At 68.2% G+C, this 24,998-nt stretch carries 37 protein-coding genes; 31 read left to right on the forward strand and 6 right to left on the reverse strand.

Annotated elements, in window-relative coordinates; all coding sequences use genetic code 11:
• Positions 1–90: 90 nt before the first annotated feature.
• From AB0F17_RS61780 to AB0F17_RS61815, 8 genes are all read left to right on the forward strand, one after another.
• Entirely contained in the window at positions 91–348 is a 258-nt protein-coding gene (locus tag AB0F17_RS61780) for a hypothetical protein (protein WP_358045440.1), read from the forward strand.
• A gap of 59 nt (positions 349–407) precedes the next feature.
• A complete protein-coding gene (locus tag AB0F17_RS61785; protein ID WP_358045443.1) occupies positions 408–752 on the forward strand; it encodes a hypothetical protein in 345 nt (114 codons plus the stop codon).
• A 63-nt stretch (positions 753–815) separates the two neighbouring features.
• Positions 816–1,010 carry a hypothetical protein gene (locus AB0F17_RS61790; protein ID WP_358045446.1) on the forward strand — a complete coding sequence of 65 codons (195 nt, stop codon included), beginning with the start codon at positions 816–818 and terminating at the stop codon, positions 1,008–1,010.
• 96 nt (positions 1,011–1,106) lie between these two features.
• Complete coding sequence (locus AB0F17_RS61795) at positions 1,107–1,985, forward strand: hypothetical protein (RefSeq protein ID WP_358045449.1); 879 nt, start codon at positions 1,107–1,109, stop codon at positions 1,983–1,985.
• A gap of 64 nt (positions 1,986–2,049) precedes the next feature.
• Positions 2,050–3,558 carry a hypothetical protein gene (locus tag AB0F17_RS61800; RefSeq protein ID WP_358045452.1) on the forward strand — a complete coding sequence of 503 codons (1,509 nt, stop codon included), beginning with the start codon at positions 2,050–2,052 and terminating at the stop codon, positions 3,556–3,558.
• Between the two features lie 54 nt (positions 3,559–3,612).
• Positions 3,613–3,792 (forward strand): hypothetical protein, encoded by a 180-nt coding sequence (locus AB0F17_RS61805; RefSeq protein ID WP_358045454.1) that lies wholly within the window; start codon positions 3,613–3,615, stop codon positions 3,790–3,792.
• A gap of 69 nt (positions 3,793–3,861) precedes the next feature.
• On the forward strand, positions 3,862–4,125 hold the full coding sequence (locus AB0F17_RS61810) for a hypothetical protein (RefSeq protein ID WP_358045457.1): 264 nt from the start codon (positions 3,862–3,864) through the stop codon (positions 4,123–4,125).
• Positions 4,126–4,257: 132 nt separating this feature from the next.
• Positions 4,258–5,001 (forward strand): hypothetical protein, encoded by a 744-nt coding sequence (locus AB0F17_RS61815; RefSeq protein ID WP_358045460.1) that lies wholly within the window; start codon positions 4,258–4,260, stop codon positions 4,999–5,001.
• Positions 5,002–5,103: 102 nt separating this feature from the next.
• On the opposite strand, the gene AB0F17_RS61820 is transcribed toward AB0F17_RS61815, so the two are convergent.
• Complete coding sequence (locus tag AB0F17_RS61820; protein WP_358045463.1) at positions 5,104–5,226, reverse strand: hypothetical protein; 123 nt, start codon at positions 5,224–5,226, stop codon at positions 5,104–5,106.
• Between the two features lie 26 nt (positions 5,227–5,252).
• Here AB0F17_RS61820 and AB0F17_RS61825 point away from each other — a divergent pair, with 26 nt between their 5' ends.
• The 22 genes from AB0F17_RS61825 to AB0F17_RS61930 all read left to right on the forward strand — a co-directional run bounded on the left by AB0F17_RS61825 (position 5,253) and on the right by AB0F17_RS61930 (position 18,724).
• On the forward strand, positions 5,253–5,555 hold the full coding sequence (locus AB0F17_RS61825) for a hypothetical protein (RefSeq protein ID WP_358045466.1): 303 nt from the start codon (positions 5,253–5,255) through the stop codon (positions 5,553–5,555).
• Between the two features lie 77 nt (positions 5,556–5,632).
• Positions 5,633–6,106, forward strand: coding sequence for a hypothetical protein (locus tag AB0F17_RS61830; protein ID WP_358045469.1), 474 nt, complete (start codon positions 5,633–5,635; stop codon positions 6,104–6,106).
• Between the two features lie 69 nt (positions 6,107–6,175).
• The gene (locus AB0F17_RS61835) at positions 6,176–6,529 is read left to right on the forward strand and encodes a hypothetical protein (protein WP_358045472.1); all 354 of its coding nucleotides are present in this window, start codon (positions 6,176–6,178) and stop codon (positions 6,527–6,529) included.
• A gap of 82 nt (positions 6,530–6,611) precedes the next feature.
• Positions 6,612–7,769, forward strand: a complete 1,158-nt coding sequence (locus tag AB0F17_RS61840; protein ID WP_358045475.1) for a hypothetical protein — start codon at positions 6,612–6,614, stop codon at positions 7,767–7,769.
• A gap of 88 nt (positions 7,770–7,857) precedes the next feature.
• Positions 7,858–8,130, forward strand: a complete 273-nt coding sequence (locus AB0F17_RS61845; RefSeq protein ID WP_358045478.1) for a hypothetical protein — start codon at positions 7,858–7,860, stop codon at positions 8,128–8,130.
• Positions 8,100–8,555, forward strand: coding sequence for a hypothetical protein (locus AB0F17_RS61850; protein ID WP_358045481.1), 456 nt, complete (start codon positions 8,100–8,102; stop codon positions 8,553–8,555). Before AB0F17_RS61845 ends, AB0F17_RS61850 begins: the two co-directional genes overlap by 31 nt.
• A gap of 141 nt (positions 8,556–8,696) precedes the next feature.
• Complete coding sequence (locus AB0F17_RS61855) at positions 8,697–9,149, forward strand: hypothetical protein (protein ID WP_358045484.1); 453 nt, start codon at positions 8,697–8,699, stop codon at positions 9,147–9,149.
• A gap of 172 nt (positions 9,150–9,321) precedes the next feature.
• Positions 9,322–9,621, forward strand: a complete 300-nt coding sequence (locus AB0F17_RS61860) for a hypothetical protein (protein WP_358045487.1) — start codon at positions 9,322–9,324, stop codon at positions 9,619–9,621.
• Between the two features lie 62 nt (positions 9,622–9,683).
• The gene (locus AB0F17_RS61865) at positions 9,684–9,917 is read left to right on the forward strand and encodes a hypothetical protein (RefSeq protein ID WP_358045490.1); all 234 of its coding nucleotides are present in this window, start codon (positions 9,684–9,686) and stop codon (positions 9,915–9,917) included.
• 26 nt (positions 9,918–9,943) lie between these two features.
• Positions 9,944–10,279: a hypothetical protein gene (locus AB0F17_RS61870; RefSeq protein ID WP_358045493.1), complete on the forward strand. Its 336-nt coding sequence runs from the start codon at positions 9,944–9,946 to the stop codon at positions 10,277–10,279.
• A gap of 58 nt (positions 10,280–10,337) precedes the next feature.
• A complete protein-coding gene (locus AB0F17_RS61875; protein WP_358045496.1) occupies positions 10,338–10,661 on the forward strand; it encodes a hypothetical protein in 324 nt (107 codons plus the stop codon).
• A gap of 64 nt (positions 10,662–10,725) precedes the next feature.
• Positions 10,726–11,376, forward strand: a complete 651-nt coding sequence (locus AB0F17_RS61880) for a hypothetical protein (RefSeq protein ID WP_358045499.1) — start codon at positions 10,726–10,728, stop codon at positions 11,374–11,376.
• Between the two features lie 115 nt (positions 11,377–11,491).
• Entirely contained in the window at positions 11,492–11,821 is a 330-nt protein-coding gene (locus tag AB0F17_RS61885; protein WP_358045502.1) for a hypothetical protein, read from the forward strand.
• A 111-nt stretch (positions 11,822–11,932) separates the two neighbouring features.
• Complete coding sequence (locus AB0F17_RS61890) at positions 11,933–12,289, forward strand: hypothetical protein (RefSeq protein ID WP_358045505.1); 357 nt, start codon at positions 11,933–11,935, stop codon at positions 12,287–12,289.
• On the forward strand, positions 12,286–12,639 hold the full coding sequence (locus AB0F17_RS61895; RefSeq protein WP_358045508.1) for a hypothetical protein: 354 nt from the start codon (positions 12,286–12,288) through the stop codon (positions 12,637–12,639). Before AB0F17_RS61890 ends, AB0F17_RS61895 begins: the two co-directional genes overlap by 4 nt.
• A 66-nt stretch (positions 12,640–12,705) precedes the next feature.
• The gene (locus AB0F17_RS61900; protein WP_358045511.1) at positions 12,706–13,086 is read left to right on the forward strand and encodes a hypothetical protein; all 381 of its coding nucleotides are present in this window, start codon (positions 12,706–12,708) and stop codon (positions 13,084–13,086) included.
• Positions 13,079–13,735, forward strand: coding sequence for a hypothetical protein (locus tag AB0F17_RS61905; protein ID WP_358045514.1), 657 nt, complete (start codon positions 13,079–13,081; stop codon positions 13,733–13,735). Before AB0F17_RS61900 ends, AB0F17_RS61905 begins: the two co-directional genes overlap by 8 nt.
• Positions 13,717–15,027 (forward strand): hypothetical protein, encoded by a 1,311-nt coding sequence (locus tag AB0F17_RS61910; protein WP_358045517.1) that lies wholly within the window; start codon positions 13,717–13,719, stop codon positions 15,025–15,027. Before AB0F17_RS61905 ends, AB0F17_RS61910 begins: the two co-directional genes overlap by 19 nt.
• Positions 15,028–15,139: 112 nt before the next feature.
• The gene (locus AB0F17_RS61915; protein ID WP_358045520.1) at positions 15,140–16,327 is read left to right on the forward strand and encodes a hypothetical protein; all 1,188 of its coding nucleotides are present in this window, start codon (positions 15,140–15,142) and stop codon (positions 16,325–16,327) included.
• Positions 16,324–16,518: a hypothetical protein gene (locus AB0F17_RS61920; protein ID WP_358045522.1), complete on the forward strand. Its 195-nt coding sequence runs from the start codon at positions 16,324–16,326 to the stop codon at positions 16,516–16,518. Before AB0F17_RS61915 ends, AB0F17_RS61920 begins: the two co-directional genes overlap by 4 nt.
• A gap of 153 nt (positions 16,519–16,671) precedes the next feature.
• Positions 16,672–17,439, forward strand: a complete 768-nt coding sequence (locus AB0F17_RS61925) for a peptidoglycan-binding domain-containing protein (protein ID WP_358045525.1) — start codon at positions 16,672–16,674, stop codon at positions 17,437–17,439.
• 499 nt (positions 17,440–17,938) lie between these two features.
• Positions 17,939–18,724 (forward strand): SAM-dependent methyltransferase, encoded by a 786-nt coding sequence (locus AB0F17_RS61930; RefSeq protein WP_358045528.1) that lies wholly within the window; start codon positions 17,939–17,941, stop codon positions 18,722–18,724.
• On the opposite strand, the gene AB0F17_RS61935 is transcribed toward AB0F17_RS61930, so the two are convergent.
• On the reverse strand, positions 18,721–21,510 hold the full coding sequence (locus AB0F17_RS61935) for a BTAD domain-containing putative transcriptional regulator (RefSeq protein WP_358045531.1): 2,790 nt from the start codon (positions 21,508–21,510) through the stop codon (positions 18,721–18,723). The two genes, AB0F17_RS61930 and AB0F17_RS61935, sit on opposite strands and share 4 nt — an antisense overlap.
• 280 nt (positions 21,511–21,790) lie before the next feature.
• Between AB0F17_RS61935 and AB0F17_RS61940 the strand changes: the two genes are divergently transcribed.
• Positions 21,791–22,600, forward strand: a complete 810-nt coding sequence (locus tag AB0F17_RS61940; RefSeq protein ID WP_358045534.1) for a hypothetical protein — start codon at positions 21,791–21,793, stop codon at positions 22,598–22,600.
• Between the two features lie 78 nt (positions 22,601–22,678).
• Here AB0F17_RS61940 and AB0F17_RS61945 read toward each other — a convergent pair whose 3' ends face one another.
• The 4 genes from AB0F17_RS61945 to AB0F17_RS61960 form a co-directional block, all read right to left on the reverse strand.
• Positions 22,679–22,801, reverse strand: coding sequence for a hypothetical protein (locus tag AB0F17_RS61945; protein ID WP_358045537.1), 123 nt, complete (start codon positions 22,799–22,801; stop codon positions 22,679–22,681).
• A 120-nt stretch (positions 22,802–22,921) separates the two neighbouring features.
• Positions 22,922–24,028 carry an MAB_1171c family putative transporter gene (locus AB0F17_RS61950; RefSeq protein ID WP_358045540.1) on the reverse strand — a complete coding sequence of 369 codons (1,107 nt, stop codon included), beginning with the start codon at positions 24,026–24,028 and terminating at the stop codon, positions 22,922–22,924.
• Entirely contained in the window at positions 24,025–24,513 is a 489-nt protein-coding gene (locus tag AB0F17_RS61955) for a hypothetical protein (protein WP_358045543.1), read from the reverse strand. Before AB0F17_RS61955 ends, AB0F17_RS61950 begins: the two co-directional genes overlap by 4 nt.
• 58 nt (positions 24,514–24,571) lie before the next feature.
• The gene (locus AB0F17_RS61960) at positions 24,572–24,985 is read right to left on the reverse strand and encodes a hypothetical protein (protein WP_358045546.1); all 414 of its coding nucleotides are present in this window, start codon (positions 24,983–24,985) and stop codon (positions 24,572–24,574) included.
• Positions 24,986–24,998: the final 13 nt, after the last annotated feature.

The following is a 24,998-nucleotide window of genomic DNA, read 5'->3' on the forward strand; positions in this document are numbered from 1 at the left end:
CCGCTCAACGCCCCGCGGGGGGGGGGGCAAACCCCCCCCCCCCGCGCCCCTCATCGTCATCCCAGGCCCCACTCTGCAACGGAGCGCCCCGTGTTCAACCGCGCCGACCTCGAAGACGCCAATCAGGAGATGCTGGCCGCCATAGCCAATTCCGTCAGCCTCCGGTTCATCACCGAAGCTGACCGCATGTTGACCCTCGTCAACAAGATCCGCGCGGAGCGCAACCTCGAACCCGCCCAGCTTTCCCAGGTGGTCGCGCTCCACGAGAAGACCGCCAACCAGCCGGCGCCGGGCCGCGCGTACGCGCTCCAGTGCGCGTTGCTCGCCCTCAACCCCGCCCACTCCTGACCGAACCCCTACGGCGGGCGGGAGGCCGCCCGCCGTTCCCGCCCACCTTGGAGCCTCACATGCGCGCCGCGCCCTACGTCACGCCACGCCAGCCGGTTCCCGCTGTCACACTGCGGCAGATGCGCGCGTGTCTCGCCTCCGACCCGACCCTGTACGGCGGCGGCGTCAAGAACGAGCAGGCGCTGGCCTTCCTCGCCCAGGAGGCCACCGACGTGCGCAACGGGTCGATCGACCTCCAGCGCGGCGTCCACACCCTCGTACGACTGTCCGCCGGCCAACTCGACGCCATCGACGCCGACCGGATGCTGCGCTATGCCGCCCACCTGCCCGACATCCGCCCCGGCGACGTCACCGTCCAGCCGACCCTCGACGTCGTCGAACGCTTCCTCAACGTCTCCTTCTAACGCCCCGGTCTGGGCGTGGCGCGCTGTCACCGCGCCCGCACCCAGGGGAAAGGACCCCTCACGATGCGCAGGCTCACCGCTCTGCCCGCCGCCGGCGAATGGCAGACCATCGCCCCCGGCACCTACCGTCACGTCTCCGGCGACCTGGTCGTCAAGGACGGCTTCGCCTACAAAGACGTCACCGCAGGGCAGCGCTACAGCCTCAAGGGCGTGGCCTGCCAGGCCGTCGAACGACGCCACCAGCCCGCCGACACGTAGCAGACACGGCCCCTCATCGGCCTCGCCCACCCTCACGCGGGGCGCCCTTGCCTTCCCGCACTTCTCCGTCCGAGCTTCCGCTCTCGAAAGGCACTGATGACCGACCCCAACGAGCGCTTCGTCCTCATCCACGAAGGCCGCTCCATGTACTACGTCGGCGACGCCCTCGGCCACCGCTACAACGGCCGCGACACGATCGCCGTCTACGCCGACGACCAGCCGATGACCCCGCTGCACCGCCCCGGCTGGTACGCCGCCGACAGCGTGGGCCCGCACGAGATCACTGTGCGCATCCCCGTCCCCGACCGCGTCGTCCGCTACACCCTCGTCGACCCAACGGCCGAGTCTGTCCGGTTCCCTTCCGTGCTCACCGTTGAGGAGTACCGGAAACGAGCTGATGACGGCAGCGACGTCTGGTGCGCGATGTACTCGCCCGATCGCGAGCCCGTCGACCCGCACGTCACCACCGTCCCCGGCCCCTGGACGGTGCTCACCGACGCTCCTCACCTTCCCGATGACCGCGTCGGCCAGTGGGCGCCCAGCCTGCCGACCGAACTCACCCGCCGACCCGAGTACCACTTCCTGTTTCCCGGCCTCCTGTGGGGACTACGCGCCGCCCTGCGCGAACGCATCCAGCAGATGCCGTACGTCACATACTGCGAAAACAAGGACCGGCGCCTCGAGGTCTGGATCGACGTTCCGCTGCAGGTGCCCGAGCACGAGTGGTACACGCCGGTGCAGATGGGGCGCCGCCGTCCCAAGCCGGTGCAGCGGCAGATCACCGTGAAGCGCCAACTCTCCCTGGCCGTGCCCGATGGTGTCTCCGGCGACTCCTACAGCGCGGCCCGCACGATGTGGGACGAGCAGGTCGCCCACTGGACTGGCATCGTTACCTCCGCGTCCGCGAAGGGCTGCAACACCTGCCACGGGCGCGGCTACGTCATCGACGGAGCCGAGGAGCACAACCGCGCATAGCCCGGGGCCGCCCGAATAGGCGGCCCAACCCCACCATCCACCCACCCTGGAAAGGGCCATCTCCGTGACTACCACCCGCGCCGTCCCCATCGACGTCACCTTCACCGCGACCGATCCCCGTCACCCCGGCAAGGGCGGCGCCTTCGTCTGGCGCGTCCCCAACGACTACTCCGCCGTCCTCGATGACCGCCTGCCCGTGTGGACGGTCACCTGGCCCGCCGACGGCCGCGACCTGTACGTGGACTTCAGCGACTACTCCCGCCGGCCGGTCGGTCTGCACGCCGACCTGAAGGCGCGCACGCTCGCCGACGCCTGGCAGATCGTCGAGGCATTCGTCGCCACGGATGGCTGGGACGCCGCCTTCCCCACGAGAACGGGCCTCTGGATCGAACCCGACGCCGATCCTGTATGGTCCGTCAACCGCCTGACCGGCACAGCAATGGAGCCCGAGCCCTCGCAGCCGGACAATGTCATCGTCGTCACCTGCGACCTCCACAACGCCGAAAGCCCGGGCGCCGGCGCCCTGTTCCGCTGGAGCAGCCCCGCAGGACTCGACGACCGCCGTCAGGAGTGGGCGATCTTCTGGACGCCGATGAAGCGGCTGGAGGTGCACTTCGTGAGCGGTCCCGCCAAGCCATCGGTCTCGCTGCACGTCAACCCGCAGCCCCTCACGTTCGACGCCGCATGGAAAGTCGTCAAGGAGTTCATCGCCTCCGATGCGTGGGACACCCACTTCGACGGCAAGCACCACCCGCACGGTTACACCGTGATCGCAGGTGGCCCGCGCCGGTGGGATGTTCGCCGTTCCGGAACCGCCGCTGACACCGGCGCGGCGGCCGACACCCCGGCTCCCGTCGTCGACGTCACCTTCACCCCGGGCGAGATCGGCGGCTCCTTCACCTGGGTGACTCCCGAGGGTTTCGGCTATCCGGCACGCGAGTGGGAGATCATCTGGCGGCCCGGCGGCCTTGCGCTGATGTGGTTCTCGCCCGGCTTCGCCGGCTACGAGGTTGCCGGCCTGTACGAACCCGAATGGCAGCCGGAAACTCTGGAGCAGGCATGGGACTCGGTCGAGGCGTTCGTGGCCTCCGACGCGTGGACGTGGGGCGATCCGGACGGCTGGGCCGGCAAGCGCGTGCCGATCGACCGTCACGGCGAGCCCGTCTGGACCGTGCGCCGCATCAGCCCCGTCACGTGGGAGAACGCCACCGAGGACCGACACCCGGACACGATCACGCTGCCGTACGTGCACGTCGACCACGACACGAACTGGCCGGCCATCGGCCCCGGCAAGCCGGAGTTCCCGTTCGTCAGCCAGGTGCCCGGTCGCGTGCACGTGGGCACGTGGAAGTGGACTCCCGAGCAGGCCGAGCAGTTCGCCGCGGTGGTCGCGTTAAAGGCGCAGCAGGCGCGCGTTCCGGACCTGGACGCCTACGAGGAAGTGGCGCTGTTCCTCGCGCGCCAGATGCAGCCGGACGACGGCGGCGACGTGTGCCACTCGCCGCAGTCGCTCGCCGAGGCGATCGTCCGCCGCTACTCGCTCCATCCTCGCAACGGCGAACTTCCCAATTAAATAACTCTCCTGTACGCTTTTAAATGTAAGCAAGTGAGATGGAAGGGAGGCGGTATGGAAGTCCTCGGCGTCTTCATCAAGGCTGCCGTCGGTGGCCTCGCGTTCTTCTGGCTGGGCGTGCTGCTTGGCAAGGTCGTGATCCCGCGCGTCTACGACATGGTCGAACGGTTCTACGCCGAACGGCTGCGCCCCTTGCTCCGCGCCCGTCGCGAGCGCCGCACACCCCGAAGCTGACCCCCTGAGGCGGGGGCGGCGCACCCGTGCCGCCCCCGCCTGCCTGTGCAAGCACCTGAGGAGAGCTGCATGCCCCGATACGTCCTCAAGCCCGCCCCGAACGTCGACGTGTACGTCATCTTCTCCACCGTCGTCATGGGAACGACCTGGGAGGGAAACCGCGCGGCCCTCGAGGAGTTGTACGCCGACGGCGGCGCCGACCCCGCCGAGGTGGCCGAGTTGCTCGCCCGCACCGACGCCACCGGAACGTCCGACAAGGACGGCACCGGCGGCTGGAACGACCCCGGCGTGCTGTTCCTCTACGAGCTCACGCAGCCCAGCTCGGCCCCCTGACCGTTCCTGGTGCGGCGCCCGCTCCTCCGGCGGCGCCGCGCCTCCGCGCCCGCCCTCTTCTCCGGGCCCGCCACGCCAGGCGGCCCAGAGAGATTCCCTCCTCCAGCTGGCACCGCCACTCGAAAGGCCGTCATGACCATCACCGCCCACGACGCCGAGAACGGCGCCGCCCTCGCCGACCGGCGAGCCGCCCTGGAGGACCTGCTGCGGTTCGCCGCCTGGCGAGGCCTCGACAACCCGGGCCACCCGCACGCCGCCGTGCTCGCCCGCCTGCGCGCCGCCCTCGCCGGCAGCGACCCCGCCCGGCACCGAACCCGCACCGCGCACTCTTGGGCGCGCTCGGAGAAGATCAACCGGCGCGGCGCCGTCGTACGCGGCGACGAGTCGTTCGCCGTCTGCCTGTGCGGCTGGGACTGGCACGACTCAACCCGTCAGGCGTGCCGCGCCCAGGCGCGCGCTCACCGCGAGGAAGCCACTCGGCTACGCGTTCCCGTCGCCGACGAGGCCGTCCTGCTCGACCTGCTCGATCCGTACGGGCTCGATCGGCCCCGCCGCGTCTTCACCGGCTGGACCGACGACGAACACTCGCCCAGCTTGTACCGCCCAAGCCGGTGGGTGACGGAGGCACCCATCGTGGCCGTGGAACCTCTGCCGTCTCCGGATCCGAGATTTCGCCGTGTGCGGCTCACCGTCGCACGCCCGGACCGGCCAGGCGTGGCTGCGGCCCGCCTGCGGGTGACGACGACGGATCTGCGCTACGAGCCGGACCCGCGCTTCGCCCGCAAGGTCATCGCCGGACTGCCTCCGTTGCCGCCGGATTCGGCGTTGCGGTCGCACCGTGACCCCGTCCGCCTCGCCGCCAGCTCCGTTCCCTGAACCAGGAGGACGATGGCGTCCTGAAGCTCCCGCCGGCCATGAAGTGGCTGACACGGCGAAGGGTCCGACCCGCCCAGGTCGGACCCTTCGCCGTGCCGCTGGCTACCAGCCGCCCAGGTGCCGCATGCCGCCCACGTGGCGGGCGCCACCGCCCACGCTCGTGGGTGTCCAACCGCCCGTGTCGCTGGCCATCGCCCAGCCGCCTTGATCACCGTGTCTCGTCATGTCGGCGAGCTTGCCAGGTTCGCGTGATGGCGGGCAAGATCCCCTGGGGGCGCCGACTGGTGGAACTCAACTGCGTCGACCACACCCCACGCGACAAGAACGGCCAGGCCATCATCAAGAACGGGAAATACGTTTTCGGCCACGTCTCCTACGACCGAATCTGGAACCTCGGAGGCACCGTCGAAGCCACCAACAAGATCATTTCGGTGAAGAAACCCTCGCCGGTGGAGTCTTCCGGACTGCTGACCGGCCGGTTGCGACTAGCCGCAACAACGGCTCTCAGACACCCGACCACCCCGGGTCGTGGCCAACGCCGACTTTCCATATAAATAACTATCCTGTACTATAAGAAGCACGAGCAAGGGGGAGTGATCTTCTTGCCGGACCTGCCGAAAGGAACGCCTGCATGGCACGCCGCAACATCACCCCCATTCGCCTGCACAACACCAAGGCGCGCGCCCAGCACGCGCTCGTCGACCAGGCCGTTCTGATCAGCGGGCCCGAGGGCTGGTACCCGCTCGCCCTCGCGGTCATCGACGCCCGCGAGGCGTACATCGACATGTACGTCGCCAACGGCACCCTCGAGGCCGACACCGAGCCCACCACCGAGCAGGTGCCCGAAATCTCCATCCTCGGCAAGACTCTCCAGGAGTGGCTGGACGCCCAGGAGGACCGGGTCGTCTACGCCCTCGCAGCGGCTGAGGAATTCCCCGCCCACCTCATGGCATATGTGTCGGCGAAGTCGCTCCGCTGGTGGCTGAACGTCGCCTTCGGCCTCATGCCGTCACAGAAGCACGTGGTGGACGAAGCGGAGAGGCGCCGCGTCGAGGCGGCGCGGGGCGTCACCGCGACTGGCGTACGCCAGGCCGAGACCGTCTGATCCTCCCCGCCCGTCACGCCGCCCCTGCCACGGCAGGGGCGGCGTTCCCCTTTCAAGGACCCCCTCACGATGACCGTTCTCCCGCATCTGCCCCCCTGCACCACCTGCCAGGCGAAGGCCGGGCAGCCGTGCCAGTGGGAACACGCCCAGCGCACCACCGAACCCCAGCCGGTACCCGCACCCATTCCCGCCTCCACCCTCATCGGCGCGGTCCGCGCGAACAAGGTGGAAACGCTCGACGACGTGCACAACTGCCTGACGCGGCTGCGCGAAATCTACGACGAGGGCGCGGGCGCGTACGGCGCAGCCATGGAAGACGCCCTCACTAAGAAGGTGCTGTGGCACGTCGTCAGCGGCCACGCCGATGCCGCCGCGATGGCGCGCGCCATCCTCGACCGCGCCGCATGGGGATCCGCCCGCTGAACCACCGACAGCCGCGCCGCCCCCGCCGCATCGCGGCGCGGCCACCACCCTCCACCCCCTCACCCCTTTCCGGAGCTCCATCGTGTCCTCGCACATCCGCATGACCGCGTCCGCCGCCGACATGGTCGCCATGATCGAGGCGAGCAGCCAGCGCAACATCCGCTCGTTCGACCAGCCCGCCCGCACCTACATCGACGCCGTCGGCCACGCCGCCCGCAGCGGACACACTCCGCAGATCACCGGCGACGTCGCCGACCTGCTGCGCCGTAATCCTCGCAGCGGTGCGTACCTCGTCCTCACCGCGCACCAGCATGCCGCCGTCCGGCTGTGGCAGCGGCACCGCATCACGTACGCCATCGACCGCACCCTGTGGGAGGAAGTCGGCGACACCGACCCCGACGACATCCTGCCCGCGAACCTGTTCGACCAGTTACCGCACAGCGACCCGTTCGTCGCCTTTCCCGAGCCGTTGGCGCTCGACCGCGAAGACGACCTGGTCGAGCACATCGTCGGCGTGTTCGTGACCGGGCACCTGCCCGCGTCAGAGGGCGACGACGCCGAAGCCGACACGTCCGGGTGCGGAACCATCGCGACCGTCACGGGCGACATCCTGCACGTCGGACAGTGCTCCACCCACGACAGCGGACGCGCAGCGATCAGTTTGTTGTTCGCCGGCGTCATGTACGGCGCCGACGGGCGGCCGCACCTGAAAAACGGCGTCGCCGACGTGCGCTGGACGCACATCGCGTTCACTATGGACGACGATCAGTCGCTCGCCGACCTCATCGACTACATCGTCGCCGAGCACGGCGACCGCGTCCCGGCCAACGCCTCCGGCGGAATCGCGATCAGCGTCAAGGGTGACCTTACGCTGATGCTGCGCCGCGCCGTCTCGCTGATCATCTACCTGTGCGCGGAGAACGCCGACATCGTCGCCGCACCGCGCTCGTCGGCGAACCGCCCCCGGGGCCGCCGGCCTGGGCAGCAGCCGAAGGCCCCGCGGGTGCTGAACGTCGGCTATCGCATCGGCGCGCAGCTGCGCACCTGGCGTGCGACGATCCGGCGCGCCTCCACCGCCTCGACGGGGCTGAGCGTCCGTCCGCACCTGCGCAAAGCCCACTTCCACACCTACCGTCACGGCAAGGGACGCGCCCTTCGCAAGATCCGGTGGCTGTCTCCGATCCCGGTGAACTTCCACGGTCACGACGCCGACACGACCACTGTGATCCCCGTCGCATGACCGCCGCGACCTCAGCTCAGTAACGCCATCGTCCAAGCCCTGTTCCTCCACACGAAGGCCGCCAGCCATGAGCGCGCACCATGTCACCTTGAACGACGTCACCTACCGGCCCTGCATCTATCCGCCATTCGCCGCGATCGCCTGTCGGGCCGCCGAGGTGTTCCGCGAGCCAGCCGGGTCGGAAGCCCGGGCCAGGAAGATGACCTATTTCGCCCAGCTGTACAACGTGAATCGACGCACTGCCTTCCTGATCGCCCGCAGCATCACGTTGCGCAAGTACAAGTACGCGCGCCTCGAGGCCGAGCGGCTCGAACGGCAGAGGATCGCCGCATGCCGAACTTGGGGCTGCTGCCCCGTCTGATGGACCGAGCCACCTGCACCATCACCCCCGGCCCCACAGAGAAAGAGAGCACCACCATGTCCAACCAGGACTCCCAACCGATCAGCATTTCCTGTGGCGACCGCGGCGCCACCGTTGAACGCGACGTCCTCGTCAGCGACGACACGAACGAGACCGGCGACTCCTGCCCGCGCCACACCTCCGTCAAGGAGCTGATCGCCGCGGCCGATCTTCCCAACGGCGCGCTGCTCAAGGAGTGCTTGCCGGAACTGGCCAGGTATGTCCTTCCCCCGCTTGCGCAGGCGCGGCCGCCGATCATCACCGTCGAAGACCTCGCCGGGCGCACCGACGCCGAGCTGGCGGTCCCCGGGTTCGGCGCGGGCCGCCTGGCCAAGCTCAAGGACGCGCTCGCGCAGCGCATCGGCCGCTCCGAGCCTCCAGCGTGATCAACCAAGACGCCCTCGTGGACCTGGTCACCCAGCTCGAACTTCCACGCCATCACGTCCGCACGATCCACAGACGCAACAACCTCCCGCCGGGCGAACCCCAGTGGCTGGGAAGCGCCTCCAGGAAAGAGAATCCACCTCATGAGCCTGCCCAAGGACCACGAACTTCTCCACGCAGCCGGAGCCATCGCCGCGGCGCTCGGCATCCCCCAGAACCAGCCAGCCGACCTCGCGGCCAAGCTTGAGCAGGAGGGCCGCAGCGACTGGTCCGCCAGTGACCTCCTCTTGGCCGCGCTCGCCCAGCTCGCCGAGCAACGTCAGGCGGAACACCGCTGGAGCACCGAACTGCGGCAGGCTGACAAGGCGATCGCCGAGAGCACCGGCACAACGTTCGCGTACGCGCTCAGCCACGTGAGCGGGCGCGTACGCGACGCGGCAGCGTCAGGCAAGCCGTGGCTGCTGCACGTACGGGGGCCGAATGGTGCCGGCGCGACCTTCCGCACCCTCGATGGCGTGGAAGTCGCGACGATCGCGAAGACGTGGCAGGGGGTTCTCGACGCGCAGTGGGCGGAGTGGCGGATGGAGCTGGAGTAGCTGCGGCCATGTGCACGGACACCCTCGGCGTGACCGGCCTCCCATGTGCGTTGTTGCGCGTGGGCGGTCGGTCCTGCCGTGATGGCGCTCAAATGGACATGGAAATAACTCTCCTGTACTTTATTTATGCGAGCAAGGAGGGGCGATCTTCTTGCCACCCAGGAGGACATGCATGAGCCATCAGTGCGACAGCGGTTGCGAGCCCACGGTCACCGACCACGGTGACGGCATCACCGAGACGTTCTACCCGCATGGCGGCGGCCACGACTTCCACGTCGCCGCCGCAGACACCCGCGACGGCGTGACCGTCTCCACCCACCGCAACTCCTACTACGTCAGGACGAAGTACACGGTCGTCGACCCGTACAAGAGAGTTGACCGCGAGACCACCATCAACGGCTGGTCCAGCGACGACGACATGACCACGTACGCCCTGCATGTCCTCCGCGTCACCGCATCCCACCTCGTCTGACATCCGCCCCCGTTGCCCCCGCCGCACCGGCGGGGGCAACGGCCACCCCCAGGACCGAGACCATGACCACTTCGCCATGCGCGCCCCGGCCGGCCGCCGAACCGCCGAGGCTGTTGGTGTTGCACATCGTCCAGACCCCAAACCGCGCCCTCACGCCGGAACTGATGTTCACCAGCCCGCTCTCTCCCATCCGGCTGCACATCAACAACGCCGACGGCACCTACGCGATCGCCCACCTCGCCGGCGAAGAACTCACCTACCTCGACCGCAGCGCCGCCGCCTGCGGCTGCCCGTGACCTTCGGCAAGGAGAACGCCCGCCGCATGCCACGCACGCCCAAGCCCGAACAGCGACAGCCCGGCGAGGACGTCGAAACGTACCGGCACCGGCGCGGCCCCTGGAACGCCATGGCGAACGCGGTCACGCCGCTCAAGACCGCCCGCTCGCACGTTCAGGCCGCCGTCCACGACCTGCGACGTCAGATGGCCGTCGCCCCGAACGACCGCTGCTACGCGCGGGAGATCCCCGCCTCACAACGCGAACGTGTCGCCTCCTGGGAGGCGGCAGTCACGGACGTGCTGGCCATCCTGAACGCGATCGACGCCGACGCCTGGCAGGACGAGGTGCGCCAGGAGATCGCCTGCCAGCCCACCCCCTGAGCCCGATGCGCGCCCGCCCAGCTTCCCGGGCCGGGCGCGCCCCCGAGAGGAGAACCCGTTGACGACCCCCCAGCGCCCGCTCAACCTCGACAAGGTCATCGCCGCCCTCGCCTACCGGGAGAAGGAGGCCCGGCAGCACGCCGAGCGCGAACGTGCCGAACAGGGCGCTGCGCGCGGCCGCCAGGCCGTCGCCGTCCACGTCCTGCTGCTGCCGCCGGATCAGCGGCCGGGCGACCCTTTCCGCGACATGGGCCTGGCCATGGACAGGGAGGTGGTCGGTCTTCAGCTCGTCGCCGACCTGCGCGACATGTTCGCCATCGACGGCAACGTCGACGCCGCCGAGGCCCTCGCGCACGCGCTCGACGCCCTCGCCGACATCTGACCCAGCCGCCGCGGACCCGTCCCCATATTCCGCGGCCCCCAACCAATCCCTCGAAGGAGCAGCGATGACCCGCATCTACTACGACACCGAATTCCTCGACACCGGCAAGAGCATCGACCTCGTCTCCATCGGCCTGGTTGCCGGCGAGCGCGAGTATTACGCCGTCAACGGCGGCATGGACCCCGTCGCGGTCAACGACAACACCTTCTTACGCGACCACGTTGTCCCGCACCTGCCGCAGCGCAAGGAGAGCTGGATGCCGCACCGCTGGCTCGACATCTGGCACCCGGACGTGAAGTCGCAGCAGCAGATCGCCGCGGAGGTGTACGCGTTCATCACCTCCTTCTCCGATCCTGAGCTGTGGGCCGACTGGTCGGCCTTCGACCACGTGGGGCTGTCCTGGCTCGCCGGGCGCCCCATGGTGGAGCTGCCGCCGGGCGTGCCGGATCGCACGAACGACCTGCAGCAGGAAGCGGCTCGGCTGGGCAACCCGCCTCTGCCCGAGCAGATGACCGGCCGGCACCACGCGCTCGCCGACGCCCGCCGCAACCAGCGAGTGGGGGAGTACCTCGCCGAACTGGCCAAGAAGCGCGTCACGATCAACGGTCGCGTCTACGAGGTCCTCGAATGGGACTCCCGTGACGGCAACGGGGACGAGGAGACGTGGGTGCTGCACGCGCGCCGGCTCCCGGCCGACCAGCAGGGCCACGCATAGCCGACACGCCCAAGTTGCACAGAAAATAACTATGCTGTATTGTTTGATGCGTGGGAAGGGGGGACCTCTTCCGGTTCTGACCAAATCGACTCGAATACCACGGAAGGAAACCCCCATGATCACCATTACGCCGCCGCTGCCCCTCGCTGACATTGACCCCACGAGCGCACACCTGCCCACGAACCACGCGCGCGGCCACCTGTCGCCCTCGCCCGTCGTCTTCCGTCTGGACGAGCGCGGCGGCGTTATCGTCGCCGTCGCGCTCGAAGCGGCGGCCTTCGACGACGGTAACCCCGTCACCGTCACACTCCAAGACGTCCAAATCCTGATCCTCGCGCACGGTGAGGCTCACGCCTTCACGGGGAGCCTTGACCTGAGCGACACCCACGGCGACACGCTGACCGTCACTGTTCGCGACGGGCGGGCAACAGCGCGCTGGTCCTGACTCTCGCGCCCTCTCCCGCCCAACGGCGGGAGAGGGCACCCCTCGCGCACGGTGGCGCTTCACGCTGCCGCCAACGCACTGCGACATCCTCCACGCCTCCCAGAACTGGCCATGATCATGATCATCATCGCGCCGCCGCTGCCGCTGACCGACATCCACCCGGCCAGCCCTCACCTGACCACCAACCTCACGCCCGGCCGCCTGGTCCCCGTTGACGTCGTGTTCCACCTCGACGTCGCCGACGGACACCAGATCGCCACCGCGCTGAAGTGGATTGGACCCGACGCGGGCGAGCTCGGCAACCCTGTCGCCGAAGTAGAGGGAATCATCCGCCGCCACCCCCGCCACACCTTCGCCGGGACGATCACCTTCCCTGCGGTGGACGGTGAACCCTTCGCGATGACGGCCAACGACGGCGTCGTCACCGGCACCTGGCAACTCAACCCCCGAAAGGACACGCGAGCGTGAACGCCATCACCACCAGCGCCGCCATCGACGAGCATGTGGCCGCTCTGCGCGTACTCCTGGACCGGGAGCACTTCTACAGCCAGGTCACCGCCCGTACAGAAGCGACCGCCATCGCTCAGGACTGGCGTCCCCTGCCGTGCCCTCCCCCGTCGAGCCTGCCGCCCCCGTCCGAGTGGAGCGAGGTGATCGTGCGCGGCTACGCGAACGAGTTCGCCACCGTGCTCGTGTCCATCTGCCCGCACGGAAGCGCCTCCTACGACGTGATCCCCGACGGCACAGACGCGACAGGTGCCCGCACCGTCTTCTCCGCTCGGGAAGCCATCGCCGAGCTTCGCCGCCTGTTCGCCTAACCTGCCCGACCCCTCGCCGGGCAGGTCTCTCTCCGCACTCCCATACCAGCCCATGAGGAGCACCACGTGATCGATCGCGACCGGCCAAACGACCCAGAGAATCACCTCGTCCTGTCGGCAGAGGACGATGCCGAACCCAGCGTGGCGCAGTTCCAGCCGAACCAGACCAGCCAGCGAATCATCGCCCGGCTGGAGAAGGCGGGCTTCGTCGTCCGCGTTCCCCTCGCCCCATACGGCCAGTCGTGGAGGCTGATCCTGGACAACCCGGACCCCCGATGGGCTGGCGCGCTGCACGTGTCCAAACAGAAGGGGCGGGCGCTCCAGATCGCTCTCACGTGGCAGGCACCCGGCCAGCCGCGCATGACCCGCAAGGCCGAGCGAGCCCATGCCATCTATGGCCTCCTCAACCGGATCACCTCGAACGGATGGAAGATCGATCATGCGTGACCAGCTTGTCGTCGCCGGAGATGCCGCACTGGACGCCTACCTGGCCTTGGCGCGAGCCGCGCGCTGCCCGCAACACGCGGTGGAGTCCGCCGAGGAGGTGCTCAACGCAGCGCGGCGGCGCGACCACGAGAAGAACGGTTTCTACGGTACGGCCGAGGCCCGCCAGCGCGCCGAACAGCGGTACGACGACGCCAAGCGGGAGCTCGACCTCGCCCGCCGCAACGAGGACAAGGCAGAGGACAACGCGCGGAAGTCTTCACCTGACCGGTTCGGCCTAGCCGAGGACGAGGTCGCAGGACTGTGGGAGGACTTCTACGGCCCCAGCGCCTCCACATATGACCGCCACAGCGACGACATGCCCGACGACGACACTCCGTGGTGCGCACTGGAGCCGGGCGCCGAAGTGCACATCCGCTACGCCACCACGGGCCAGGTCGTGGCGTGGCAGTTCGTGGAGCTCGGCGAACCCCACCCGGACGACGAGACGCGTCGCATCGCGCGCTACATCGAACGCAGCAGGTGGCGTGACGCCCCCGCCGTGGTCGAGCTGGCAGTCCACCCGCAAGACCCCGTAGGGCTGCACGCCCGATCCCAGTACATGACCATCGTCCACGCCAGAAAGGATCCCGCATGGGCACCAGCTTCCTGACCGAAGGCCGCATCCGCATCACGCCGCCGCTGCCCTACACCGCAACCAACCCCCTCATTCACGACGCGCCCCCCGGCGCGCCAGCCGCCGACCTCTTCTTCGCCACGTGCGCCGAGGACGGCTACCGCGGCCTCGGCGCCATCGTCGCCGCGCAATACCCCAGCCGTTTCGGCGACCTGGCCGGCCAGCTGCAGACCATCATCGACCGCTACCCCGGCCACACCTTCCACGGCCTGATCACCTACACCGGTGATGACCCGAACGACGTGGTCACGATCACGGCGGGCGACGGCAAGGCTGTGTTCACCGGCGACCCCACCTTTCCCGACGGCCCGGCGGATCCTGGCGATTACCTCCGCTGGCCGCCCGAGTGGCGAACGACGGAGGAGCCCCCGCCGCCGGACGCCGACAGCGGCGAGCCTGGCGGGGGTCGTCCCGCCCTGTGGCTTGACGAGCGTACGGTCGCGCTGGCGGTGGCCGGGTTCGTCACGGGCGACCCGGCCATGGCGGCCGCCGTTGTACGGCTGCTGCCGATCCTGAAGGCGTTGATCGGTGCCGTCACGATCGATGACGCGATGCGGCAGGCGCTGCTACGGCTCGCCGACAGCGACCACATCGACGACATCGCCCACCTGATTGCGGCGACCGCCCGGGCGACAGCGCAAACACAGCAAACTGCCGGCCGAAGCCGTCGCTTCGAAGGGACCGACCCCGGCGGCTGGCCGATCACCACGCTCGTCATCCCGCACGGCCGCGGCTGCATCATCCGCAAGACGTTCGAGGGCGGCGAGCTCGGCCCCGTCTGGAACTACAGCACGTGCCAGTGGAACTACAACTGGGATCCGTCCCAGTTCGGTTCCTCCTACGTGCGCCCCGAAGCCGAGGCAGCCTCGATGGCCCGCCATCTCGCCGGCCTCGACGACGAGCCCACTGCCGGCCGCGACCATGACGACGTCGGCGACCCGTACGCCGCGCTGGTGACCCGGTACACCATTCACCAGCGCTCGCCCAGCGTCGAGGACTACGTCGCCAGTCGCGACACTGTCCACGTGGAACGGCACCGGCCGGTGTCCATCGTGCGCGGCGAGGACGGCTACGAGGTGCGGGTGCCGGATGACGAGTGGGTGGTGGTCCACGGAGGCCGCGCCGACACGATGTGGGATGAGAAGCTCGGCGATTGGGACACCATCGACGGCGGCGGCATGGAGCGGTTCGTCACGGGCAAGAAGGCCGCGCTGAACATCGTCCATCGCATCCTCGGCCTGGGTCACCGCGCCAACTCGCCTAATTAACTATCCTGTATTATTTAATACGTAGACAGGTGGATTGCTCGGAATGCCGCCTACCTCCGAGCCACCTCCGGCCTCGACTGCCCGCCCCGTCCCCGCGAAGGAGAGCCCGTCCGTGTTCCCCCCTCTCATCTGGGAAGATCAACCCGACGGCAGCAGCGTCGGCCGTATCGGCACAACGGCACTGTTCACGATCACACCCGCGCGCAAACCGCCGCTGGCCGGTGACGACCCGGTCGCTCGCCGGCCGTGCAAAGCCTGGAGACTCACCAGCGCCGTCCTGGCCGCCGACGGCAGAACCACCTACTACGGCCTCAGCACCGCCAAGCAAGCCAAGGGCATCGCCACCGACCTGCTCGCCGAGGTGCGCCGCATGATCCTGCCGACCATCGGCGAGCTGACCCGCCTCACTGTGGACGGCAACACGGTGCCGCCCGACCACGCTACGACACCAGCCGCCGCGCCTACGTCGAACGCGGTCCGCATGGGTGGGCGGTCCGCTCCGCTAGCCCTGCAGGGGACATCCTCCATTACGGCAAGGCCGCCTGGACGGAGCTGGACGAGCAGGGCGACCTGGCCGACTACGACTTCGACGACCCCGCCACGGTGCAGCGTCCCTTCGACGAGGCGTACGCGGCCGCCCGCTCCGTCGTCGGCCTCGACCGCTAACCCACGGTTGGGGCGGAAGCCTGCGCGCTCCCGCCCCAACCCGCAGTCTCCCTCACCCGATTCACACGAAAGCAGCCCCTCCATGACCAGCAGCAAGGCCAAGCGGCTCACCTGGAGCGCCTGGCACGCCGACTCCCGCGTCGCCCTCGGGAACTTCAACGGCAGCCGCGCCTTCACCATCACCCGCACCCACAGCGTGACCGGCACCATTCTCGACCGGGCCAAGCCGTTCGCGCTGAACAACTACATCGGCATGCCCGGCCCTCTCGACTACGGCAGCCTCGACGACGCGAAGGAACGCGCGGAAATTCTCCTCGAAAGCTTCCTCACCGACTTCGGCCTTGCGCCCGCCGACCCGTACGCCGACCTGGCCACCTGCTACACCATTCACCCCATTCCGGCCGGGCAGCCAGACCACGACCCCGGCCAGGCCGTGCAGGTGATCGCGTACGAAGGAGCGTGGGTGATCCGCAGCGGACGCCCCGGCGGCGACTACTGGGACCGCAACCCCCAGCGAGGCGGCTGGTACCCGCCGCGCATCACGATGAAGCGATTCCTGATCGCCGACCGCGCCGAGGCCCTGGAAGAAGCGCACCGCGCCGCCGGCCTCGACATCCCCACCCGGCGGTCATGACCGCCGACAGCATCGACGAGCTCCTCGCCGCCGCGGAGAAAGGCCCCCGCGCCTGGCTCCGCGGCCTGCGCGAGCACCTCTCCCGCTATCCCGGCGGCGTGCACGGCCGCGCCTGCTGCACCTGCTGGGCCTACGTACTCGGCTACGACGAGATCAACTGGCCGCTCGACGACCACGAGAAAGAGCACTGATGCCGCCGCCTCGCCGGTGAAGCAGACGGCGGAAGCGGAGCACACGACCGCACTTCGCTCCCGTCTCCTCCGGCCAGGCGCCGCCGACGCGACGTAAGCGGCCCGCCCCGGCACCCTGCGCGACGACCTGTCAGCGCTCGGGGGAGTCGTACCGTGCAGAAGATCCAAGCCCGCTACTACACACAAGGCCGAATCCGCAAAGTCCGCCTCCTGGTGATCCACAGCATGGAAGCGCCGGAGAAGCCGACGACCGCGGAGAACGTAGCCAGATGGTTCGCGACCAGTTCGCCGCGCACCAGTGCGCACGTGTGCGTCGACAACAACTCGACGGTGCGCTGCGTGGACGACGACGACACGGCATGGTGCGCCCCGAACGCGAACGCTGATGGCCTCCATGTCGAGCTGACGGGCTACGCCCGCCAGTCCCGCTCCGACTGGCTCGACACCTTCTCCCGCGCCACCCTTGCCAACGCCGCCAAGGTGGTCGCAGCCTGGGCGAAGAAGTACAACATCCCGGTCGTCAAGCTCACCGCAGCCCAGGTCGCCGCTGGCAAGAAGGGCATCTGCGCCCACGTGGACGTGACCCGCGCCTTCCCCGGCACCGGCTCCCACACCGACCCCGGCCAGAGCTTCCCGTGGGATGTATTCATCCCCATGGTGAAGGAGGAGCTCAACGGGAAACCGGCCAAGCCAGCCACTTGGTCGCGCACCCTCGTGTACACGAAGGGCAAGACCCTGATGCAGGGCGCCGATGTCATGGAGTGGCAGGCCCGCATGGACGCGCTCGGCTACGACATCGACGTCGACGGCCTGTACGGTCCCTCGTCGGCTGAGACGACCCGCAAGTTCCAAGGGAAGGCCGGCGTCCTCAAGACCGGCGCCGTGGACAAGACCACCTGGAAGGCGGCCCAGAAGAAGTGACTAGCTGCACCATCGCGCTGATCTCCTGACTGGGACGCCGTCTGCCCCGTGCTGTGTGGGGCAGACGGCGTACCCGCCAGACAGGCTCACAGCATGATCGCGAGCGTCGCCCAAGTCGTCATGGAGCCAGCCGCAGCACCCGCGAGCGCCTGAGCGGGCGTGTAGTCGCGGATCTCAACGCGAACCCACCTGAATCCCCGTCGACACGGCGCCGCCGCCTGCCAGCACGAGCAGCAGCCGCGGCAGCGTCACCACGCTCTCGGCCGCGACGCCGAACGGAAACGCGAAGGTGCTCGGACCCGCTACAGCGATGGCGACGAACCTCGGCCCTCCGGCCTGAGTGATGATGCGACGGTTCCCGAACCGGCCTGTGGCGCCCTCTATGATCCAACCAACGTCATCCGGGCGTCGCGTTCCCGCCAACTGGACGCCCCGACCGGATAGTGGAACACCTTCTACCATGAGCGATCATCTAACAGCCCAACCCCCTAGGTGGATCATGAGACCGGCAATCGACACGACGAGACCATCCCCCGCGCGCATGTACGACTACTTCCTCGGCGGCAAAGAGAACTACGAGGTGGATCGGCAAGCGGCCCAAATCGTGCTCGAGGCCGCACCGGAAGCCAAGGACGTGGCATTGGTCAACCGCAGATTCCTCGTGAACGCGGTCCGGTACGCCACCAGCCGCGGCATCGACCAGTTCCTGGATGTGGGTTCCGGCCTGCCCACCATGCAGAACGTTCACGAGGTCGCCCAAGCCGAGATTCCCGGTGCTCGCACGGTGTACATCGACAACGACCCCAGCGTGCTCGAGCACGCGGAAGCGCTCATCTTCGGTGACCCCAACACGGGCTACGGCGAGGCGGACCTGATGACGCCCGCCGAGATCATCACCCACCCTGTCACACAGCGGTTGATCGACTTCTCCGAGCCGGTCGCGGTGATGCTGGTCGCCGCCCTCCACTTCGTCCCTGATAGCAGCGACCCGGCCGGCATCGTCAAGGCCCTGATGGAGCAGGTGCCGTCCGGCTCCATGTTCATCATGTCGCACGTGACCACGGACGCCATCAGCCCCGTGGTGTGGGAGCGGATTCAGCGCCAGCAGTTGGCGGTCCCGCTACACCTCCGGCCCGGTGTGGACATCCGGCGCTTCTTCGACGGACTCGACCTGATTGAACCTCCCGGCTGCGTCTTCCTTGAGGAATGGGCGCCGGGTGCGGTTCTGCCGATCGATGAGACTGCGCCGTTGAAGCTTCGCTGTGGCGTCGCGGTGAAGCCCTAACTCATCATCTCGGCGAGCTTGCTCCTGCACCGGTCGGCGTGATGCTCGGTGCCTTCGCCCTCGTACTGGGCAGCCGCCGCGGCGTACCGCTCGGCCGCCTCCTCACGGTGGCCGAGCCCCATCCAAGCGTCGCCTTCCATTTCCAGATACGACGCATCGCCGGCCACGTGCCCGAGCGGGCTCACAAGGTCGACGCGTCGGCTGCACAGGTCAAGGACCACGTCGAAGTGCCCGGCCGCCAACTCGACCCTGCCCAGCATCCACAGCGTGTACGCCTCGTACGCCTTCTGCCCGGTGCCCGCTGGCATAGCCTCGGCCAGCCTTACCGCTTCTCGGCACCGCATGATCGCCTCGGCGTGCAGACCGCGCCGACTGAGAACGCGCCCCAGGATGCGTAGGCACGCTACTTCGGTGTGGACGTCGCGGGCCGTCTGGGCGATTTCCAAACCCTGGACGGCGTCGCCGGTTGCCTGGCTGAGGTACTCCTGGGGTTGTTCCCCAGCGAGCCGCTCAGCTGCCACCGCGCGGGCGGCCAAGGATCGCGCAAGGGCTCGCCGGTCGACGACGGAGCCGAACACCTCGGCGCTCAGAGTGAGCATGGGCATTGCCCGCTCGGCACCTCCAGGTAATCGGGAGATCAGGATCGCCAGCCGTAAGCGTGCCTCGGCCGCGAACCGCTCGTCCCCTCCGGCGGTGGCGGTGTGCATGATGAGCCGCCACATGTCCTGCGCGTCTGTGCTTCGGCGCGCCCAAAACAGGTACGAATGGATGCGCAGCGCGACGCCGACAGCGCTTTGAACGCGCAGCTGACGGCAGGCAGCTCGGACAACATTCAGGAGATTCCCGATCTCGGACGCCCACCACGCTTGCGGGTCGGCCTGGATGAGACGCCGGGCCCGGGTCGGGGCGTACAGCGACGTGCTGAGCCGAGCCGGCGGAGGACTGTGCGGCTCATGCGGGATGAGCGAGTCCGCGAGGTCGGCAAGGCCGAGCCAGCCGAGGAGTAGCCGGTCCATGACCGCGTCGCTTTCGGCGACGCGCTCGGCCAGCCGATCGGCAGCGAACGAACGTAACAAACCGTGCTGGAGGTAGCGCGGCTGGCCGAGCGCGTCGGTGCCGGCGGGCGCGACGAGGCTGTGCGTGGTCAACGTTTCCAGCAGGTTCTCGGCGTCGGCCCCGAGCAGCATTGTGGCAGCCCAAGCAGGAAAATCGCCGGGTCCCGCCAGCGCCACGACGCGGAACGCGTGGCGAGCGTCCTCGGGCAAGGCGTAGTAGCTGTCGGCGGCGATGGTCGCGGCCACTCCCATGTCGTCGCTGTCGAGCTCAGCGAGACGGTCGGCGAAGTATTTGAGAGTCCAATGAGGTTGCGCCGTGAGTCGCCCGCCCGCGACGCGGATCGCCAGCGGGAAGCCGCTGCACGCGTCCACGATGGCGTTCGCGGCGGGTTCGGACGTGATCCTTTCGTGGCCGATGATCTCGCCGAGGAGATGCAGGGCCTCGTGGTGGCGGAGCGGGTAGAGCCGCCGTCGCAGCATGGCACCTTCGGCCAGGTGCATGCGGCTGGAGATGATGACGCCGCATCCGGCTGTGCCTGGCAGCAGCGGGTTGACCTGGTGGGCACCGAGGACGTCGTCCAGGACAAGAAGCATGCGGCGGCCGGCGAGCAGGGAACGCAGCAGCGCAGTACGCTCCGCGGGCGTACGAGGAAGGTCTTGAAGGTGCACTCCGAGGGAACCGAGGAGTTCAGCGAGGACCTGGCCGACGTCGCGTGGCCGCTCCGACATGCCTTCCAGGCGAACATACAGCTGCCCGTCGGGGTAGGCGTGCCGGACCAGGTGCGCGACATGGACGGCGAGAGCGCTTTTGCCCACGCCGCCGGGACCGGTGATCGAGGCGATACGTACACCCGTGTCGTTCTCGGCCGCCGTGAAATAGTCGACCAGCATTTGCACGTCGTAATCGCGCCCCGTGTAGTCGATCACATCGGGTGGGAGTTGGGCAGGGGGCGGCCAGGCGTTCCCGGCGGACCGTGGGCGCAGGCTGGCAGGCGCCGAGCGGTCTTCGTCGTCCGCAATCTGATCGCGAAGCTTACGCAAGCCAGCCCCCGGGCCGGTCCCGGTTTCCCGAGTCAGCAGGGCGCTGACGGCCTCGAAATGCTGGAGAGCCCGGATACGGTCGCCCTCACCGTGCAAGGCGGTCATGAGCAAGGCATGTAGCTGCTCCGACAGCGGGTCATCGGTCAGGGCGCGGCGTACCTCTGTCAGGATCTCGCGGTGCTGCCCGAGGTGAAGCCGCGCCTGAAGCAGAGCCATGACTGTGCCTTTGCGATCGATCAACAGCTCATCACGCGCCAGCAGCAGCTTGCCGAACCCGTCCGGAACATCCGCCAACGGCGGGTCGCCCCAGAGACCCAGCGCCCGGGCGAGAGCTTTCGCCGCCCCCGCGTAGTCGCCGCGGTCAGTGAGCGCCATGCCGTCGTTGCACAGGGCCCGATAGGCGTGCAGGTCGAATTTGTCGTCGGGCCGGAGGTCAAGACGGTAGCCAGCCGGGCCGCCTGGCGGGATGCGATCCGGCAGGAGGATTCGCAGCTCAGATACCTGCGTTTTTAGGCTCCCCTCGCGGCCCCGGCTGTCGCCCCACATGGCCGTCATTAGGTCTTCGCCATGGATGCCAGTTGGGCCGCACAGGAGCAGCGCCGCGACCAGGCGCCGCTTGAGAGGGGACAGGGGAACTTGTTGGCCATTGGCGTCGTACGCAGTTAGACGCCCCAGCACTTCAAATCGCATGCGGTGTTCCCCCTTCTCCTCGCCGGAACGAACAACGGGCGAGCTGCGTGAAATCAACAGAAAAGCATGTCCGAAAAGGATGCTAGCGCTGTGGCCGGGGTGACGATGACCGGACGCTAACCGAGGCCGAACCGCGTAATGACCTCCTATCTGTACGGTATGTCGGCCCGGGAAGATAGCGTCAACGCGACTAAAGCGACAGAAATGCATAAAGCACCCAAATGCGAATATGTATGCATATATGACAAGGTCCACAGCCGACACCTTGGGGAGACACCCGTTGAACGAGCTGGACCCCGCAAGCCGCGAGCAGTTTGACGAGGTGCTCGTCTCCACCTCCGTCGATCTCTGGAAGAAGATCCAGGGGCGGCCCAACGAAGCTCGAGCTTTTCTGGATGCGGCCGTGGCGACGCTGCGCCGCGAGCAGGAGCACACCAAACTGAAGCAGGCCGTGCGCCGACACATCATCGGCATGGGGATGAAGCGGCTGCGAGACGAGGGTGTCGAAGTCAAGCAGATCGTGTCACGCACACGCCTGGACGATCAGGTCGGCAAGCGGGTGAGCCGGGCGTGGGTGGACAAGCACATGCTGACGGGCGACCAAATGAAGGAGATCGCTGACGTCTTCTCCCGGGCCGAGCGCGCCTACGACCAGATCGCCAACGACCGCGATGTATTCACCGCCACCCGCGCGGGAGCCCGCCGCACGAGCAACCAACTACGCGGGCTCATGCGCTGGATTGGCGTACGGCTCAGCGGCGCCGCCGCGGTGGTGGGCGCGACATGGGCGGCCACCGAGTGTGGCAGCGGACCAGGCACGGTCACGCTGGCCGCAGGCGGGTCGCTTGCCACCACCGCGGCGGCGAGCGGATTCGCTGGCGGGCCGCCCAATCTCTCGGCCTTCACGTCGGAGAGACCTTCGGCGACAAAGACGCACGCGGTGCCGCCGACGTGGACAACCACTTCGACCGTCCAAGCGACGCCGAACGAGCGCGAGCACGCTCCCTCGTCGGCTGAGACGACCCGCAAGTTCCAAGGGAAGGCCGGCGCCGTGGACAAGACCACCTGGAAGGCGGCCCAGAAGAAATGACTAGCTGCACCATCGCGCTGATCTCGTGACGGGCTCACAGCGTGATCGCGAGCGTAGCCCAAGTCGTCATGGAGCCAGCTACACCACCCGCGAGCGCCTGAGCAGGCGTGTAGTCGCGGCCGTGTGGAAGCTGATCTTCCGCTCGACGGGGATCGACCCTACGACGGCCAGGGCGGCGAGCACGATGACGATGGACGCCACCCTTCCCCCGGCACGTTCCAGATCACGAGCAGGCTGGCCAGCGCCACCAGGGTGACGGATGGCGACGATCAGCAGGGGCCGCTCCGAGCTACCGCAGACGTGCGGGAACGAAAATTTCCGTCAAGGCGCGAGCTGCGCGGCTCTCTCGGTGTTGATCTTCTTGAACTGGGCCGCGACCTGACGCAACCATGCCGCCTCCCTCTGCACCTTGCCCGTGTTGTCTTCTTCGCCGGTGAGATCCGGACCAGGGATCCGCCCAGTTGGCACCCCCGGCTCCTGGCTGGCGCGGGCGGCTTTCAGAGCGTCGGCAATCCACCGGGCCACCTCGGCGGGATCGTCGTTCTCAGGCGGTTCGTGGACCGAGGTGAGATTCAGCATCCCGTCCTGGATCTCCACCACTCGGCGCACGAGGCGGGTCTGCAGTGAGCCCTTCATACCGAGCGACACGGTCGGGTACTGGCGGATGATCGCCTCCCACAGCGGCTGCAGCTCCCGCAGCTCGGCCCGTTCTCGCAGGCGGGTGGTCCCTGCGCGCCAGGCTGGGATTGACGTGCCCGCTGTGATGAGCACGATGCAGGCGAGAAAAGTCGCCTTGTGCAGCGCCGGGATTTCCCGCCAGGTGGTGGCCGGGTTGATCAGGTGCGCCACGTTCACCACCATGACGTGGCCACGATTGACCACGCCAGCGAGGTTCCCGATGGTGGACAAGATCAGCCCGAACCGCAGGAGCGGCGGCGCAAACCGCGCGTGCTGGGCGAACATCCAGGCCGCGGCGCACCCGCACGTCATCAGCCACGCGTCGAACGCAGCCAGGTAGATGCGCCCCTGAATGGCGGTTTCCCCGGGTCCGGTCGCGCCGTCCGCCCAGTAGATGCGGCCCCCGCGCAAAAGGAACATCACGGTCAGCAAGACGATTACGCTCAGCGCGGTCGGCCAGACCCAGCGGCCCCGGGACGGCCGATCCCGGCGGGTGATCGCCTCTACATACGCCAGCAAACACGCCGCTGAGACCAGGCCGGTGACGTGGCGGAGCAGAGTGACCAGTTCGGTGCCAGTGGTGGTGTCCATCCATGCGACAACGGGTGCCGCGGAGGCCACCCTGGATAAAGCGAGGGCAGTAAACGCGGCCCACAGCATTCGCTGCTCGAATGAATGCCTGGCGGACCGTATGCGGGAGATCGACGCCCCCCACAGAAGCACGAGGGCAATCCAGTCCACAACGCTCACGCGTCGTCGCCTCCAAGGTCGTATCCGAATGTTTTGCCGATTTTGCGGAGGCTGTCGCCCTGGTCTTCCGGGGGGGTGTAGGCGCGCATGAGGATGAGCGTCGCGAGCTTCTCCGCGTCGCGCTCCTGCCTGGTCTCATACCGGCCGCGCGCCGCGCCGCCCAGCATGGGGCCGATCAGCAGGCGCATGGCCTCCTCGGCGCCGCCGCCGACCGCGCCATGCCCCAGGAACATATGGGAGAACTCGTGCAAGACGATGGTGACCCGCAGGAGTCCGGATGCGCCGGGCGCCACGAATATGTGGTCAGCCGTGCGACTGGCTATCCATAAGCCGGAGATGGCCGTGGATGCCCCGATGGGCAGGTCGTGCATGTGAAGTGGCTGTTGCCGATCGGCACGTACGTGGGCGATGAACTCATCCAGGGTGAACGGCTGGGGGATGCTGGGCGCCGATTCCAAGGCAGCCAGCAGCCGGCGAGTGCGCACTATAGGTGAACCTTTCCGGCGAGCACGGGACAACCACCCGGCCCTCCGACCGCCTCGGCTACTGAGTTTTGCGCTGGCTGTCGAGGTTCTCGGCCGCGCGCATCATCTCGACCATCGAGAGCAGGTCTTGCTTGGAGATCCCAGACAGGCCCACCATCCGTTGCGCGATGTGCTGAATATCAAGTTCTTCGACGCCCTCACGTATTCGCTGCGTGATTTGTTCGTCATCGTCGGCGACCGAAGGTGGAGCGGCCTCGTCGCCGTTGAGCCAGCCGTACGTAACATCGAGAAGGTCGGCGAGCGCAGTGAGCCGGTCCCGGCCAACATTCGTCTGATCGCCCCGCGCGATGGAGCGGATGTAGGCGTGTGACATCTTCACGCCGCCGCGCTCTTCCAGCAGCTTGGACGCCTTTCGGCTGGAATACCCCTTCCGCCTCAGCGCTTGGTCCAAACGATCGCCCAGGGTCGCCACGTCGTCTCCTCAC

The sequence above is a fragment of the Nonomuraea sp. NPDC026600 genome (assembly GCF_040638335.1).
Lineage (GTDB): Bacteria > Actinomycetota > Actinomycetes > Streptosporangiales > Streptosporangiaceae > Nonomuraea.